Raw genomic sequence first — 16,037 nt, 5'->3', positions numbered from 1 at the left:
AGAGGAGCGTTCTGTAAGCCTGTGAAGGTGAGTTGAGAAGCTTGCTGGAGGTATCAGAAGTGCGAATGCTGACATGAGTAACGACAATGGGTGTGAAAAACACCCACGCCGAAAGACCAAGGTTTCCTGCGCAACGTTAATCGACGCAGGGTTAGTCGGTCCCTAAGGCGAGGCTGAAAAGCGTAGTCGATGGAAAACAGGTTAATATTCCTGTACTTCTGGTTATTGCGATGGAGGGACGGAGAAGGCTAGGCCAGCTTGGCGTTGGTTGTCCAAGTTTAAGGTGGTAGGCTGAGATCTTAGGTAAATCCGGGATCTTAAGGCCGAGAGCTGATGACGAGTTACCCTTTGGGTGACGAAGTGGTTGATGCCATGCTTCCAAGAAAAGCTTCTAAGCTTCAGGTAACCAGGAACCGTACCCCAAACCGACACAGGTGGTTGGGTAGAGAATACCAAGGCGCTTGAGAGAACTCGGGTGAAGGAACTAGGCAAAATGGCACCGTAACTTCGGGAGAAGGTGCGCCGGTGAGGGTGAAGGACTTGCTCCGTAAGCTCATGCCGGTCGAAGATACCAGGCCGCTGCGACTGTTTATTAAAAACACAGCACTCTGCAAACACGAAAGTGGACGTATAGGGTGTGACGCCTGCCCGGTGCCGGAAGGTTAATTGATGGGGTTAGCTAACGCGAAGCTCTTGATCGAAGCCCCGGTAAACGGCGGCCGTAACTATAACGGTCCTAAGGTAGCGAAATTCCTTGTCGGGTAAGTTCCGACCTGCACGAATGGCGTAACGATGGCGGCGCTGTCTCCACCCGAGACTCAGTGAAATTGAAATCGCTGTGAAGATGCAGTGTATCCGCGGCTAGACGGAAAGACCCCGTGAACCTTTACTATAGCTTTGCACTGGACTTTGAATTTGCTTGTGTAGGATAGGTGGGAGGCTTTGAAGCGTGGACGCCAGTTCGCGTGGAGCCATCCTTGAAATACCACCCTGGCAACTTTGAGGTTCTAACTCAGGTCCGTTATCCGGATCGAGGACAGTGTATGGTGGGTAGTTTGACTGGGGCGGTCTCCTCCTAAAGAGTAACGGAGGAGTACGAAGGTGCGCTCAGACCGGTCGGAAATCGGTCGTAGAGTATAAAGGCAAAAGCGCGCTTGACTGCGAGACAGACACGTCGAGCAGGTACGAAAGTAGGTCTTAGTGATCCGGTGGTTCTGTATGGAAGGGCCATCGCTCAACGGATAAAAGGTACTCCGGGGATAACAGGCTGATACCGCCCAAGAGTTCATATCGACGGCGGTGTTTGGCACCTCGATGTCGGCTCATCACATCCTGGGGCTGAAGCCGGTCCCAAGGGTATGGCTGTTCGCCATTTAAAGTGGTACGCGAGCTGGGTTTAGAACGTCGTGAGACAGTTCGGTCCCTATCTGCCGTGGACGTTTGAGATTTGAGAGGGGCTGCTCCTAGTACGAGAGGACCGGAGTGGACGAACCTCTGGTGTTCCGGTTGTCACGCCAGTGGCATTGCCGGGTAGCTATGTTCGGGAAAGATAACCGCTGAAAGCATCTAAGCGGGAAACTTGCCTCAAGATGAGATCTCACTGGAACCTTGAGTTCCCTGAAGGGCCGTCGAAGACTACGACGTTGATAGGTTGGGTGTGTAAGCGCTGTGAGGCGTTGAGCTAACCAATACTAATTGCCCGTGAGGCTTGACCATATAACACCCAAGCAATTTGCTGACCTGAGAAGGCACCAGATTGCGGTGTGTGAAGACGAAACGAACCGAAAGTTCGAAGCGCACAAACACCTAGCTGTCACATACCCAATTTGCTGAAGCGAGACCATCTGGTCACGAGTCAGTACCCGAATTTCTTGACGACCATAGAGCGTTGGAACCACCTGATCCCATCCCGAACTCAGCAGTGAAACGATGCATCGCCGATGGTAGTGTGGGGTTTCCCCATGTGAGAGTAGGTCATCGTCAAGATTAAATTCCGAAACCCCAATTGCGAAAGCAGTTGGGGTTTTGTTTTAGTAGAAGTTCCTGTTTTTGCTGGCCTGTTACCGTGTTGACGGGCCAGATAAAGAATTTCTTGACGACCATAGAACATTGGAACCACCTGATCCCATCCCGAACTCAGAAGTGAAACGATGTATCGCCGATGGTAGTGTGGGGTTTCCCCATGTGAGAGTAGGTCATCGTCAAGATTGAATTCCGAAACCCCTGTCTGCTAACGCAGACAGGGGTTTTGTCATTTAAGCGTGTATGAAAGATCAGGCCGTTCTGCGATTCTTGCTGCTGCGTCTTGCCTGCCACTTGCGCCACCAGATATATACCCCCGTCCCTGACAGCCCCGCAATCAACACACCCAATACTGCGATCATTATCTGCCCTGTCACGCCGATGATCCGTCCCCCATGTATCGGCAACTGCAGTCGATAGAACTGCTCTCCCAGCGTGCCCTGTCCGGCGATTTCCTGTCCTAACAAGCGTCCGTCGGTACCGTGAAAGAACAACCAGGATTTACCGTGTGCGTCCGTATCGTGCTGTCCAAACCCTGCGCCGTAGAAGTTGTACTCAAAGCTGTAATACAACTCGCCGATTGCCGCCGTCAGTCCTAATCGTTTCCCTTCCTGCAATGCCCTTTCGTACGCCTGTTGATAACTTAACAGTGTCGTCCCCAGTTGATCAGCGGGCATTCGTCCTCTGGCTTCATAAACGCTCGGCTCGATTGGCGAAAACAACGAAACCGCAGGCTTGAACACCTGGCTCGGCAAGTTCATCGCCACGCTGCTGACGGCGATCGGTAACAACAGTAGCCACACCCACAATCCGCCGGCGCGATGTAGATCGAAGTTCAAACGGTATGCATGCCCGCCTTTCACCTTCCACGCAGTCGCCCACTTCTTCCAGAAGGGCTTGCCGCGCGGCAAGGTCAGCCACAATGCTATAAAGCAGTCGATCACCCAGGCGATGGCCACCCCACCCATCAACAGCAATCCCCAGCTACCGGGCAATGTCAGGTTGTAGTGAAACTCCAGAATGAACGGGATGAAGTTCTCCCGCTGAAAGCAGCATTCGCCCCAGTAACGCGCGCCTTTGTGCTCCGCACTCACCGGATCCAGATAAAACACCTGATTACGTTCATTGAACGGCTGACCCGTTGCTGGATCATTGCGTGGAACTGCCGCCAGCAGCGCCGTATGCCCCGCCTCCTGCGGATACTCCATGTACCAGACTTGCAATTTCGGATGCGCAGTCTGCACCGCATCTACCAACGCGCCCGGCGGCAAGCGCTCACCCTGTGAAGTCGCCTCATAGAACTGCGGGTTCAGCCACTCATCCAGTTCATGATTGAACGCCAGTACACTGCCTGTGAGGCCCGCCAACACAAGAAACACAGCAGTAGCCAAGCCCATATAACGATGCAACAAAACCAGAAACGCACGCATGCAAGACACCCCGAATAAACGACAAAGCCAGCCCCTGACAGCAGGGGCTGGCTTTTTTATGCACAGAACAATGCTTTAGAACTGATAGCTGACGGTCGCCGCTACGTTGCGTTCTTCGCCCATGTAGCAGAAGTTCAGGCTGGCGCAGGACGCGACATAGGATTCATTGGTCAGGTTGTTTGCATTGAGCCGAACATCAACACCCTTCAAACCAATCTTGCCCAGGTCATAACCAATCGAGGCGTCGAACAGCGTGTAAGACGGCACCTTCATCGTGTTCTCCGCATCGGCCCAGCTGTAGCCGACATAGCGCACCCCACCGCCCAAGCGCAGCCCATCGAGTGCGGCGCTGTCGAACTTGTAGTCAGCCCACAGCGAGGCCATGTGTCGCGGCGCCTGAGTCGGCGAGTTACCCTTGTTCTCGATGACATCGGTCGGCGTACTCAAGGTACTGATCATCGATTTCGAATATTCGATGTCAGTGAAGGTGTAACTGCCGAGCACCTTGAAGTTGTCGGTCAGTTGCATGTGCGCTTCCAGCTCCAGACCCTGCGAGCGCACAGCGCCGACCGCGCGATAGAAGTTTTCCTGGGGCAGTTTGGTGGCGAGGTTTTTCTGGTCGATGCGGAATAGCGAGGCGGTGAACAGGTTGTCGGTGCCCGGCGGCTGGTACTTCAAACCGACTTCCCACTGCGTGCCATCGGTGGGGGCCAGTGGATTGCCGGCGCTGTCGGCATAGGAGTTCGGGTTAAACGACTCGGAGTAGCTGATGTATGGCGCCAGACCGTTATCAAACAGGTATAAAGCGCCGGCACGCCCAGTGAGTTTCTTGCGGCGATCATTGATCTCTGTATCAACCGGGCGCCCCGCTTCGGCAATACGGTTTTCATCGGATGTCTCCACCCAGTCCTGACGCAGGCCCAGCGAGAAGCGCCACTTGTCCATTTCGATCAGGTCTTGCAGATACACACCGGACTGCTCCAGACGACGCAGATAGCTGGTGTCGCCGTACATTTCGATCGCCGAATTGCCATACACCGGATTGAACGCATTGATCGGCGCCAGTCCACCGCTGGTCCAGTCGACCACCGTTTTACGCCGCTGATAATCCGCGCCCATCAGCACCGTGTGCTTGGTCGCGCCGGTGAAGAATTCGGCCTGCAGCATGTTGTCGACGATAAACGCATGCAGGCGCTCGTCACCGCCGGTGTAATAACGGTTCAGTTCATTGCTGGTCGGGGTGGTCCAGCCATAGGCGTAGACCTGATCCATGTTCACTTTGGAATCGAGATAGCGGAAGTTCTGCCGGGCGGTGAAGACATCGTTGAAGCGATGTTCGAACTGATAGCCGAACGATTGCTGGTCACGGGAGTAGCCGTCGATCCCCGGCTCGCCCTCGAAGAAGCGCGGCGAGATGCGCTCGCCATTGCGCTGATGGATCGTGCCGTCCGCCGGAACGCCGCCGTGGTAGCCACCGTCCGGATCGTGTTGCAGGTAGGCCTGCAGGGTCAGCGAGGTGTCTTCGCTGAAATCGATGCTCAACGTCGGGGCGAGGGCAAAGCGTTTTTCCTTGTTGTGATCGAATTGCGTGTCGGACTGATCGCTCAATCCGGTCAGACGATAGGCAATGCGCTTGTCGTCATCGACCGGACCGCTGAAGTCAAACCCAACCCCGCGCTGGCCTTGCGTCCCCACTATGGCCTGCACCTGGTGGTAAGGCTCATACAACGGTTTTTTGCTGGTCAGTGCGACCAGACCGCCGGGCGAGCTACGGCCGTACAGCACGGACGACGGGCCTTTGAGAATGTCCACACGCTCGAGGAAATATGGATCGACCTGCATGGTGCTGTAAGTGCCGCTGTCACCCATCGACTTGAGGCCGTCGAGATAGATGTTGTCCACCGAGCCGTCGTTGAAGCCACGCATCGCTACATAGTCGTAACGGTGCGTGGCGCCGTACGGATTGGTCAGCACGCCCGGGGCGTAACGCATCGCTTGCGAGACAGTTTGTGAGCCTTGGTCATCCATCTGCTCACGTGTGACCACGGACACGCTTTGCGAAGTTTCCAGAAGGGCGGTACTGGTCTTGGTGGCGATCTGGCTGTGCGTGGCGTTGTAGCCGGCCATGCTGCCCAGCGCGTTGCCGAGGGCGAAGCCTTTGATATCGGTGGTCGGCAAGGCCAGTGCTTCGCTTTCAGCGAGTGGGCGAAGAATGTAACTGCTGCCGTCCTGACTGACGGCTTCCAGTCCGGAACCGCCGAGCAAATGGCTCAAGGCCTGATCGGTCGAATATTCACCCTGCACGCCGGGGGATTGCTGACCTTGAGTCTGTTGCGGCGTCATCGCCAAGGTGATGCCGGCCTGCCGGGCAAACTGATTCAACGCCTCGCCCAATGGCCCGGCAGCAATGTTGTAGCGGTGGCTGATCTCGGTGCCGGTGTTGGCGGCCAGACTCAGGCTCGGTAACACGCTGACGCCCAGCGCGGTGGTCAGCAGTGCCGCGCGAACCGCATGGCGCAGTAGTGTCGATTCTGCAGTGAAATTCAGAGGGTTCTTACAAGTGGCGCGGACAGTCATTGTGGATTTCCGTAGGCAGTCGCGGGGGCTGAGTTGAAGTGCTTACTGACTAAGCCGGACTGACTGCGAAAACCCGCCAAAAATAATCACACTGCACGTTCCAGGGTCACCCACCAGCGGGTGCGATAACGCAATTGCACCGGCAGCGTCTGCGGCAGGACCGCCAGCAGCCTGTCGGTGTCCTCCAGACGGAACACCCCAGAAAGGCGCAGGTCTGCGATCGCCGCCGAACAATTGAGATAACCCGGGCGATAACGGCCGACTTCAGCGAGGAAGTCACCCAGCCGCATATTGCGCGTGACAATCAAACCGTCGAGCCAGGCGCCCGCATCCATATCCGGCGTCGGCGCTGCGCGCAAACCGCTTTGATCGACCAGAAAACTCTGCCCGGCGAGTGCTTCGAGGGAAAGACCGCCAGCGCGAACCAACACCCGGCCACGAGTAACGCTGAGCCGCGTGCACTGATCGTCCTGACGCAAAATGAAACGCGCATCGACCGGCGCATAACTGCCGTGGCGATTCTGTACGCGCAGCGGTCGATCGGCCGCCGCGCCTTCGTCAGCGCCGCCGCAGGTAACGATGATCTCGCCACGGGTCAGTTTGATCAGGCGCTGCTGCGTGGTGTACTCCAGATCCACGGCGCTGGCGGTGTTCAGTTCGATGCGCGTGCCGTCTGGCAACTGGAAACCGCGCCGTTCGCCGGTCGCCGTCGCGTAGTCGGCACTCCATTGCTGCCAGGCGGCGCTGTCCTTGGCCAGCCACGCGGCGGAGCCCACCAACAGCGCGCCCGACAACAACTTCAAGGCCTGGCGTCGGCCCAGCCCCTGCGCACTGTTTTCCAAGGTGTTGAAAGCGACCTGCGCACCCGGCACGGCGCGCAGACTGGAGCTCAATTCGGCTTGCAGCGACTGCACCCGCTGCCAGGCGATTTCATGTTCGTGATGCTCGGCGCGCCACTGCTCGCATTGGCGAGTCAGCCGCGAATTGCCGTGGTTGTTGCGCAGCCGCAGTAGCCAGTGAATCGCTTGCTTGACCACCTGTTGGCGCGGTTCGACGCGGCGAGCGAGTGAGAGGTTATCCACAGGCATCAGTTTTCATACCGCAACACATAGCAGTGATACAGCGCATCGGCGACGTAGCGTTCCACAGAACGTACCGACACGCCCAACTGCTCGGCGATCTGTTTATGCGTTAACCCTTCGCACTGCGCCAGGAGAAATGCCTGACGCACTTTCGGCTTCAGTCCTTCAAGCATGCGCGCAATGCTTTCCAGTAGTTCCAGCACCAACGCGCGCGATTCGGCGTCAGGTACTTCGCCTTCAGGCAAGTGAGCAATGGTCTCCAGATAGGCCCGCTCGATTTCCTCGCGGCGCCAATGATCGATCACCAGACCGCGCGCGATGGTTCGCAAGAAAGCTCGGGGCGCTTTCAGTTCGAGGCGTTCGGTGCGTTGCAGCAGGCGCAGGAAAGTGTCCTGAGCCAGATCCGCTGCATCCGCTGCGTTGCCCAGCCGCGCGCGCAGCCAAGCGTTGAGCCAGCCGTGATGACTACCGTAAAGCGCCTGTACGACCAACTCAGGTGAAGACATGACCACGCCAGCCCGAACGTCACAAATGATAATTAGTCGCATTGTCATCAAGGGTTACAGATTTTGCAACTGTCGCCCCCATGTCGATGCGAAAAATTCCCTCGCAGCCGCTCTGGCACGCCGTTCGGCGGGAATCCTGCACAAACCCCGTCCATTTCTCACGCGCCCCTAAGATTTCTCCGCCGCTGGCCGACAGACTGGTGAGAAATGCGTGCACCAAAGTAGAGCGGCCAGAAGAACGCTGCCTGCGTCGTACATGGAATGTTGCATCCGGAAACGCATCCCCACTTTTGGCATAAGAAGTCCCATGAAATGAATCTCAAGTTCAGCCATAAAATCCTCCTTGCCGCTTCGGGCGTCGTGGTCCTGGCGTTCGCGTTGTTCACGCTCTACAACGATTATTTGCAGCGAAACACCATTCGCCAGAACCTGCAGTCCTCCGTGCAACAGGCCGGTGACCTCACCGCCAGCAGCGTGCAGAACTGGATGAGCGGGCGCATTCTGGTGCTGGAAAACCTTGCGCAGAACGTTGCCCATCAAGGCAGGAATGCCGACCTCCCCGGCCTTGTCGATCAGCCGGCCTTCACGTCGAACTTCCAGTTCACTTATGTCGGGCAGGCCAACGGTGTCTTCACCCAGCGCCCCGATGCGAAGATGCCGGACGGTTACGATCCGCGTCAGCGGCCTTGGTACAAGCAGGCCGTGGCCGCCGATAAAACCATGCTGACCCCGCCGTACATGGCGGCCGTCGGTGGCCTGGTGGTGACCATCGCCATGCCGGTGAAAAAGGACGGTGAATTGCTCGGTGTGGTCGGTGGTGACCTGAGCCTGGAAACCCTGGTGAAGATCATCAACTCGGTGGACTTCGGTGGCCTCGGCCATGCGTTTCTGGTCAGTGCCGACGGTCAGGTGATCGTCAGCCCGGACAAAGATCAGGTAATGAAAAACCTCAAGGATATCTACCCGAACACCAGCGTGCGCATCGAGAAGGGCAACCAGAACGTCGTGCTCAACGGCCAGGAACGCATTCTCTCGTTCACCCCGGTCAGCGATTTGCCGAACGCTCAGTGGTACATCGGTCTGTCGATCGATCGTGACAAGGCCTACGCTGCACTCAGCCAATTCCGCACCTCGGCGCTGATCGCCATGTTTGTCGCGGTCGCGGCAATTGCGTTGCTGCTGAGCCTGTTGATCAACGTGTTGATGCGTCCGCTGACCACGATGGGCCGCGCGATGAAAGACATTGCCCAGGGCGAAGGCGACCTGACGCGGCGTCTGGTGGTCGAGAGCAAAGACGAGTTCGGTGAACTGGGCAGCGCGTTCAACCAGTTCGTTGAACGGATCCACGCATCGATTTCCGAAGTGTCGTCGGCGACCCGTCACGTACATGATCTGTCGCAACGGGTGATGGCTTCGTCCAACGCTTCGATCGTCGGTTCCGATGAGCAAAGTGCACGCACCAACAGCGTCGCGGCGGCGATCAATCAGCTGGGCGCCGCCACTCAGGAGATTGCGCGCAACGCGGCGGATGCTTCGCAGCACGCCAGTGGCGCTTCCGAGCAGGCCGATGATGGTCGTCAGGTGGTCGAGCAGACCATTCAGGCGATGACCGAGCTGTCGCAGAAGATCAGCCTGTCGTGCACGCAGATCGAAACCCTGAACGCCAGCACCGACAACATTGGCCACATTCTCGATGTGATCAAAGGCATCTCGCAGCAGACCAACCTGCTGGCGCTCAACGCTGCCATCGAGGCCGCGCGTGCCGGTGAGGCCGGGCGCGGTTTTGCCGTGGTCGCCGATGAGGTGCGCAACCTTGCGCACCGCACCCAGGAATCGGCGGAAGAAATCCACAAGATGATCACCTCGCTACAGGTCGGCTCGCGCGAAGCGGTGAGCACGATGAACGCCAGCCAGGCGTCTAGCGAGCAGAGCGTGGAAGTGGCGAATCAGGCCGGTTTGCGCCTGGTCAGCGTGACCCAGCGCATCGGCGAAATCGACGGCATGAACCAATCGGTTGCAGCGGCGACGGAAGAGCAGACGGCGGTGGTGGAAACCCTCAACGTCGACGTCAACCAGATCAACCTGTTGAACCAGCAGAGCGTGGCCAACCTCAACGAAACGTTGAAGGATTGTGATGCGTTGTCGCAGCAGGCGAACCGGTTGAAGCAGTTGGTTGACAGTTTCAAGATCTGATTCACAGATCGCAGACCGCGTTATTGTTCTTCGCGAGCAGGCTCGCTCCCACAGGGAAATGCATTCCAAATGTGGGAGCGAGCCTGCTCGCGAAAGCGGCGGTTCACTCACCGCCAAACCGATGCCTTAAACAAACAGCTTCAGCACATTGCCCATCGCATCATCGGCAAACCCCTGCACGAAATCCCTGAACCCCGGCAATGCTTCATCCCCACCCGCAGCCGGTTCGGCAACGATCGTCCAGGTCGCTCGCGACTTCCCTTGGCTGAGCGATTCCACCTGCATCGCCGCCCACAGATTCGCCACCCCCAACGTGTTGTAAATCGTCGTCCAGGTCATGTGCCGCGCCTGTTCATCGCGGGAGTTGAGTTGTTCGACCACGACGTTGCCGTCCTTGAAGATTTTCTTGCGCAGCGATGACACGCCTTCGCCGGTCATTTCGGTGTGCGACAGCGCCGGAATGAAATGATTGAAGCCGGCGAAATCGCCGACCACCGCCCAGACTTGCGCCGCGTCCGCCGGCACTTCCACCGAGGACACAACGTGGCAGCCTTGCGGGTTTTTGATCAGGGTGTCGGGTTGCAGATTGCTCATGGTATTGCTCCTTGTGGATGAGTCAGATGAAGTTGATTTCTTTCAGGTAGTCGCAGCCGCGACGTAGCAGCGCCGGGGATTTCTGCGGGTAGTGCGCGCCCATCTGCTGCACGCCGGCCGCGGCGTTGGCGTGGCCGATCAGCGAGATGTCGCCGATGTCTTCTTCGAAACCATTTAGGTAGAAACCGAGCACGCCAAACAGCGCGTTGTCGGCGTCGACCCGGTTCAATTGCTGCTGCCAGTCGGCGACGCTGACCAGCGAAAACTCGCTGCCGGTTTCGCGGAACGAAGCGACGTAGGCATCCCAGCTCAGCGGCTCGGGGTTGTGCAGGTTGAACACCGCGCGATCCGCTGAATAACGGCTGGCATGGAAGGCGATGAAGCGGGCGAGAAAGTCCACCGGCATCAGGTCGAAATTCAGCGCAAAGGCCGGCACCTGACCGAGCTGGATCGAGCCTTTGAGCATCAGCATCAAGCGATTTTTATGTGGCTGGCAAACGCCGCTGAGGCTGTTGAAGCTTATGTTGCCGGGGCGATAAAGATTGACCCGTACACCGCGCTCTCGCGCTCGTTCAAGGATGCGTTCGCCGACCCACTTCGACAGGTTGTAGCCGTTGCGAATGTAGATCGGCGGCGTCGCGGCGGCGGGCAGTTCCAGCACCCGACCGGCATCATCCACGGTGCTGGATGCCGACAGCGTCGAGACGAAGTTGAAGACCTTTTTGCGCTGCCCTTCGCATAGCTTCAGCAGGGCAAAGATCGGCTCTACGTTGTCCGCCGCCAGGGACTCGTAATCGAGCACGTGGTTGACGTTGGCAGCGTTGTGCACCAGCGCGCCGAACTCGCGATCCAGGTGCTGATAATCCTCATCGCCCAGGCCCAGTTGCGGGCGACTGATGTCCGCCGCATAGACTCGCACGCGGCTGAGATCGAGATGCTCGAGACGGTTTTCGCGCAACGCTTGGACGAAGCGTTGCGCCGCCGTTTGCCCGGCGCTATCACGCACCAGACAGGCCACTTCGCTGGCGCCCCACCCGAGCAGCGCTTCGACGATGTGCACGCCGACAAAACTGTTGGCACCGGTGACGATGACCTTGTGCACATCGCCCATGCGGCTGATCGGCAGCGGTTCGATGTCCAGCGCGCGCTCGGCGTCGGCCATGGCCTGAGCGCTGAGCACGGCGCTGTCATCGGTGCCGCGCACCAGCGTCGCCAGTTTGCTGATAGTGGGCAGTTCGATGAAGCGATTGATCGAAATGCTCCGGCCGAACTCCTCACGCAAGCGCAGCAACATCCGCGACAGCAGGATCGAATGACCGCCGAGATTGAAGAAGCTTTCGTCAGTGGAAATGTCGCTGGTCGGGAGTTCCAGCAATTCGGCCCAGATCTCCAACAGCAGCGCTTCGTCAGCATTGACCGGCAGGCATTTCGCCGTGCTGTTCTGGACCGTCACCGGCAATGCCAACAGCGCCTTGCGATCGACTTTGCCGTTACTGGCGAACGGCATCTGCGCCAGTGCGGTCCATGCCACGGGTTGCATATAGTCGGGCAGGAACTGCCGGGCATGGGCTTTAAGTTCGTCGCGGGCATTGTCGGTCTGTGGCTGGGCGAGGAATGCCAGAATGCGCCGCTGACTGTCGATGACCACGGCGATCTGCCGATACAAGCGGCTCTCTCGCAGGCAGCGTTCGATCTCTTCCGGTTCGACGCGAAAGCCACGGATTTTCACCTGATTGTCGCGCCGCCCGCACAGCTCGATACCGTGCTCGCCCCACTTGGCCATGTCACCGCTACGGTAAGCGCGCAGTGTTTCGCCGCCGGGCAAGGACAGGTTCAGATAACGCTCGGCGGTCTGCTGCGGATTGTTCAGGTAACCGAGGCAGACACCAGGACCGACGATGAACAGTTCACCGACGGTTTGATCGGGCACAGGTTGCAGATCATCGTCGAGAATCAGCACCCGACTGTTGGCGATCGGCCCTCCCAGCGTGCGGTTGCTGTCGCCCGGTTTGAGCTGGCGCGCGGTGATCAGCACGGTGGCTTCGGTCGGGCCATACAGGTTGTGCAGGGTGCCTTGACGGGTCAGTTGCTCGATGACGTACGGCTCGCAGACATCACCGCCGGTCATCACCTGAACGCCCTCCAGTTGTTCCAGCGGCAGGATGCTCAACAGCGCCGGTGGCAGGAAGGCGTGGGTCAGTTGCCGCCGGCGAATCAGCGCAATCAGCTGCAAAGGATCGCGGCGCTGGGTGTCGTCGGGCACGACCAGTTCCGCCCCTGCGAGCAGGCTGGGGAAGATGTCGATCAGCGAAGAATCGAAGCTCAGCGAAGAGAACTGCAACACCCGACTCTCGGCGTGCAGCTGCACGTAGTCGGCGTACCACGCGGTGAAATGGGCGAGATTGGCCTGGCTGAGCAGCACGCCTTTCGGATGCCCAGTGGTACCCGAGGTGTAGAGCGCCATGCACGGCGCATCAAGTTCCGGGCGGTGCTGCATCAGCGGCCGGTCGAGATCGGCGTTCGGCGCTTCGATGCCACTGACATCCAGCCCCCCTATCGACTCGCTGAGCGCCTGCTGTCCATCGTGAAGCAACAGCACCGCGCCGGCGTTTTCCAGGATGTATTGCTGGCGCTGCAAAGGATGGCTCGGCTCCAGCGGCAAGTACACCGCGCCGCTGCCGAGAATCGCCAGAATCGAGGCGAACAGTGCCGGGCTTTTGCCTTGGCAGACAGCGACCACCCACGGCTGCGGATGTTGCTCGAGCAAGGGCAGCAACCGCTGCTGGATCGCCCGGCTGTGGGCGTGCAATTGGCGGTAGCTGATGGCCTGTCCGCCGAGGTGCAGCGCCGGTCGTTCGGCATGTTCGATCAGGCTTTGTCGCAGGCGCTCGATCAGCGGGATCTGCGCTTGTTGCAGCAGCGCCGGATTTGCCGTGTCGTTGAGACGGTGGACATACGCCAGTTTGTCGAGAAACAGCAGATCTTCCAGCCGTTCGAAATCCGGCGCTTTGAGGGCCGGGGCATGCCTCAAATAATCGGCATCGCGGGAAAAGCGGCTGACCAGCAACGCCACTTCGTCGACCACATGGGCGAGCGCTCGTTGGCGTAGCGACTGACCGTTGCCGGACGGCTCATCGCCGATGGGTACGCGGCTGATCAGCGACGAGCCGAGGAAGCACAGCAAGTCGAGGGTCGGCAGGCCGCCATGCTCTTGCGCGGCGACACCCAGGCGCAAGTGCAGATGCGGGATCGCGCAGAAATCGCCGGCAGCGATAAAACCATCGTCGATGATCAGATCCACCGCCGTTTGAGCCACGCCGCTGCGGGTCACAGCATGGCCATGCTGTTCGAGCTCCCGGGCCAGATCGGTCATGGCCTGGCCGGCGCAGGTGAGCAAAATGTCGAGACGTTTCATGTCGGCCTCCTCAAACCAGATAGTCGCGCAGCGCGTGCTGCACGGACGGTGTGTCGAGCAGCGAACTGTTGTGGAAAAACCTGACGATGTTGCCCACCAGCGGGTGATGGCGGTTGATCGGAAAGGCGAATCCAGCGATCTCCTCGCGCAGTGAACGCCGCGTGGTTTCGTCGACTGACAGCGCATCGATCAGGCGCAGGTCGAAGGATTTCTGGATGTCGTTGGTCAGGTAATGGCCGATGAACACCGGCAGAATCTGCGCGATGGTTTCGCGGTCCGCGTCGCTGGCGGTGTGCCAATAGATGCGCACCATCCGTGCCCAGAAGCTCGAGTGGCGCCCCTCGTCGAGCAAGTGGTCGGCCATCAGGCCTTTGATCGACGGCTTGACCGAATCGTCGCGGGCGAACGCCGCGACATCACCGGTCACGGTGTTTTCGGCGATCGCCACGCAGATCAATTCCACCGCGCTGCGCAGGTGTTCCGGCGCCAGCGCGACAGCAGCGGGAATTGCCCGGCTCAGTTCGATTTCGTCGGGCAACAGAATCGGTTCGATGCCGGTCAGCGCCACCGTTTGCTGCATGAAATCCATGGCCACCAGCGCGTGGTAATCCTCATCGACCACCACGGTCATCGCGTCATAGCGACAGGCAAAAGGGAAAGCCACGGCGAAGCGATTCTTGGCAATGCTGCGGGCGGTCTTGTTGACGATTTCCGTCTCGAAAATCACTACGTCGTTGATGAATTTGTACAACGTCTGCACCAACGCGAAATCGCGCTGCTGCGGGCATTCACGCAGGAAGGTTTCGCTGAGCACCAGCGGCTGACGGCTGAGTGGGTAGATCAGGCGCTGATCGTCTTCCAGCACCCGGCGCGGACGAGTGCGGATGGTCGCGCGGCTTTCCCAGGCATCAGCGAAGGATTGATAGTCGGCGGCGTTCATTGGGCCACCTCGGCAACTTTTGCATTCATGCTCAAGCGCAGCCCGTCCCACAAGGCGATGCGGCTTTCCACGGCGGCGATGGCGCTGGCGTAGACTTCAGCTGCGCGCTGCGGGTCGCCATCGACCATACGCTCCAGCAGCTGTTCAGCGGCGGGACCGTGGTCTTCGGAGTCGACTTCGATATGTCGCTGCAGGTAGTAGCGAAAGGTCGGTGCCTGTTCGATGCCGATGCCCCAGTCATCGAGGATGCGCTGGAACATGGTCGGGATAACGCTCTCGCGACCATGCAGGAACGCGGCGGCGACGCTGTGTCCCGGTGCTTCCAGGGCAATGCGCAAGGTATCGCGGACAAACTGCGCCGCCGCTGGATCGACATCGATGCTCTGCAACGCGACGTCGTAGCTCACGCCTTCCTGCTGCAACGTGACGAAACGCTCCACCGCCGTGGTGCTCGCGCCGATTTCGCGCATCGCATCCAGGTACAACTCGAAGTGGCTGTAATGGCCGACATCGAGGCGATCGTCCGATTCCTCGCCCAGCACGATCTCGTTGATCAACCGAGCGGCGTGGGGATCGCTCGGCGGCAACCAGGGTAAACGCGTGCAAGTCAGTTCCTGTTGCAAGCGTTTGGTCAGCGACATGAAGTCCCATACGGCGAATACATGGGTTTCCATGAAACGGCGTAATACCGATAACGAAGTAATCTCGGAAAAGATCGGATGAATACTCAGTTCGGCTTTCTTCAAGGCGAGTTGCTGCTTGGTAGGCATCATGATGTCCTTTATCAGTGATATGAAGTGCACAGTTGTTTTCAGTTGCTGTCAGTGTCGAGCAAGTTGGATGGAACTTGTCCGGGGCGTAACTTGATTGCGGTGTGGCGCTGTTGCGGCGCCACGGCTGCTGCATTTGCTGCGTGAGGTGTGCCGAGCGGAACCGCTAAGTTCAAACTTGGCGAGAGAAAGCTAATACAGGGCAAAAGAATTTAACAAGTTTATTTTCAATTATTTCAAGTTGGCTGTTTTTTGAATATGAGAGTTGCCGATAAAACTTTCCAATCAAGTTTTATTCAGGCGTAGTTACTCCTTTCGGCTAATAACGGCCAAAATTGATGAACAAGAGTGAATTTCTCACTCGAAGCAACTTTCAACTAAGGAGATTGGTTGAATTCATAGGGGCGAAAGTTGGCCGGGACCGGCGCCAGGACTTCCTGTTTCCCGTGACAAGGCTCCTTCCGTAGGTTCCTGTTGCGGGGACTGTGCCGTCAGGGCGGCGCGTCCC

The 16,037-nt window shown here is 58.5% G+C and carries 9 protein-coding genes, 3 rRNA genes and 1 pseudogene (1 of these 13 cut by a window edge); 5 read left to right on the top strand and 8 right to left on the bottom strand.

Annotation, left to right across the window (positions count from 1 at the left end; all coding sequences use genetic code 11):
• The 3 genes from ACMYUN_RS14070 to rrf (ACMYUN_RS14060) form a co-directional block, all read left to right on the top strand.
• Positions 1–1,716 (top strand): 23S ribosomal RNA (locus tag ACMYUN_RS14070); it begins 1,178 nt to the left of the window's first position.
• 154 nt (positions 1,717–1,870) lie between these two features.
• Positions 1,871–1,986: ribosomal RNA gene (gene rrf, locus ACMYUN_RS14065) — 5S ribosomal RNA — on the top strand.
• A gap of 105 nt (positions 1,987–2,091) precedes the next feature.
• A 5S ribosomal RNA gene (rrf, locus tag ACMYUN_RS14060) occupies positions 2,092–2,207 on the top strand.
• A 66-nt stretch (positions 2,208–2,273) separates the two neighbouring features.
• On the opposite strand, the gene ACMYUN_RS14055 is transcribed toward rrf (ACMYUN_RS14060), so the two are convergent.
• From ACMYUN_RS14055 to ACMYUN_RS14040, 4 genes are all read right to left on the bottom strand, one after another.
• Complete coding sequence (locus ACMYUN_RS14055) at positions 2,274–3,452, bottom strand: PepSY-associated TM helix domain-containing protein (RefSeq protein ID WP_415760918.1); 1,179 nt, start codon at positions 3,450–3,452, stop codon at positions 2,274–2,276.
• Positions 3,453–3,527: 75 nt separating this feature from the next.
• The gene (locus ACMYUN_RS14050) at positions 3,528–6,029 is read right to left on the bottom strand and encodes a TonB-dependent siderophore receptor (RefSeq protein WP_415760917.1); all 2,502 of its coding nucleotides are present in this window, start codon (positions 6,027–6,029) and stop codon (positions 3,528–3,530) included.
• A gap of 86 nt (positions 6,030–6,115) precedes the next feature.
• On the bottom strand, positions 6,116–7,117 hold the full coding sequence (locus ACMYUN_RS14045; RefSeq protein ID WP_415760916.1) for a FecR domain-containing protein: 1,002 nt from the start codon (positions 7,115–7,117) through the stop codon (positions 6,116–6,118).
• On the bottom strand, positions 7,117–7,617 hold the full coding sequence (locus ACMYUN_RS14040; protein WP_039764190.1) for a sigma-70 family RNA polymerase sigma factor: 501 nt from the start codon (positions 7,615–7,617) through the stop codon (positions 7,117–7,119). The genes ACMYUN_RS14045 and ACMYUN_RS14040 overlap by 1 nt, the downstream gene beginning before the upstream one ends.
• 261 nt (positions 7,618–7,878) lie before the next feature.
• On the opposite strand from ACMYUN_RS14040, the pseudogene ACMYUN_RS14035 reads away from it, so the two are divergent.
• Positions 7,879–8,955, top strand: a pseudogene (locus ACMYUN_RS14035) (cache domain-containing protein); the annotation flags it as partial.
• A 69-nt stretch (positions 8,956–9,024) separates the two neighbouring features.
• Positions 9,025–9,810 (top strand): methyl-accepting chemotaxis protein, encoded by a 786-nt coding sequence (locus tag ACMYUN_RS14030; protein ID WP_370593577.1) that lies wholly within the window; start codon positions 9,025–9,027, stop codon positions 9,808–9,810.
• A gap of 126 nt (positions 9,811–9,936) precedes the next feature.
• Here ACMYUN_RS14030 and ACMYUN_RS14025 read toward each other — a convergent pair whose 3' ends face one another.
• Genes ACMYUN_RS14025 through ACMYUN_RS14010 form a run of 4 tightly spaced genes read right to left on the bottom strand, consistent with a single transcriptional unit; the run spans position 9,937 to position 15,532 of the window.
• Positions 9,937–10,404 (bottom strand): SRPBCC family protein, encoded by a 468-nt coding sequence (locus tag ACMYUN_RS14025; protein ID WP_415760915.1) that lies wholly within the window; start codon positions 10,402–10,404, stop codon positions 9,937–9,939.
• A 22-nt stretch (positions 10,405–10,426) separates the two neighbouring features.
• On the bottom strand, positions 10,427–13,819 hold the full coding sequence (locus ACMYUN_RS14020) for an amino acid adenylation domain-containing protein (RefSeq protein WP_415760914.1): 3,393 nt from the start codon (positions 13,817–13,819) through the stop codon (positions 10,427–10,429).
• Positions 13,820–13,829: 10 nt separating this feature from the next.
• Positions 13,830–14,759, bottom strand: a complete 930-nt coding sequence (locus ACMYUN_RS14015; protein WP_310409779.1) for a diiron oxygenase — start codon at positions 14,757–14,759, stop codon at positions 13,830–13,832.
• Complete coding sequence (locus ACMYUN_RS14010; protein WP_415760913.1) at positions 14,756–15,532, bottom strand: DUF3050 domain-containing protein; 777 nt, start codon at positions 15,530–15,532, stop codon at positions 14,756–14,758. The genes ACMYUN_RS14015 and ACMYUN_RS14010 overlap by 4 nt, the downstream gene beginning before the upstream one ends.
• Positions 15,533–16,037 lie beyond the last annotated feature (505 nt).

This window comes from Pseudomonas sp. CP4 (assembly GCF_047758505.1).
Lineage (GTDB): Bacteria > Pseudomonadota > Gammaproteobacteria > Pseudomonadales > Pseudomonadaceae > Aquipseudomonas > Aquipseudomonas fluorescens_AO.
The sequence above is the reverse complement of the archived record's forward strand: the minus strand, read 5'-3'. Positions and strand labels throughout refer to the sequence as shown.

Excerpts from the sequence above, each read along its gene's own strand:
- ACMYUN_RS14055 (WP_415760918.1), bottom strand. The coding sequence starts at position 3,452 with ATGCGTGCGTTTCTGGTTTTGTTGCATCGTTATATGGGCTTGGCTACT.
- ACMYUN_RS14050 (WP_415760917.1), bottom strand. The coding sequence starts at position 6,029 with ATGACTGTCCGCGCCACTTGTAAGAACCCTCTGAATTTCACTGCAGAA.
- ACMYUN_RS14045 (WP_415760916.1), bottom strand. The coding sequence starts at position 7,117 with ATGCCTGTGGATAACCTCTCACTCGCTCGCCGCGTCGAACCGCGCCAA.
- ACMYUN_RS14040 (WP_039764190.1), bottom strand. The coding sequence starts at position 7,617 with ATGTCTTCACCTGAGTTGGTCGTACAGGCGCTTTACGGTAGTCATCAC.
- ACMYUN_RS14030 (WP_370593577.1), top strand. The coding sequence starts at position 9,025 with ATGGCTTCGTCCAACGCTTCGATCGTCGGTTCCGATGAGCAAAGTGCA.
- ACMYUN_RS14025 (WP_415760915.1), bottom strand. The coding sequence starts at position 10,404 with ATGAGCAATCTGCAACCCGACACCCTGATCAAAAACCCGCAAGGCTGC.
- ACMYUN_RS14020 (WP_415760914.1), bottom strand. The coding sequence starts at position 13,819 with ATGAAACGTCTCGACATTTTGCTCACCTGCGCCGGCCAGGCCATGACC.
- ACMYUN_RS14015 (WP_310409779.1), bottom strand. The coding sequence starts at position 14,759 with ATGAACGCCGCCGACTATCAATCCTTCGCTGATGCCTGGGAAAGCCGC.
- ACMYUN_RS14010 (WP_415760913.1), bottom strand. The coding sequence starts at position 15,532 with ATGATGCCTACCAAGCAGCAACTCGCCTTGAAGAAAGCCGAACTGAGT.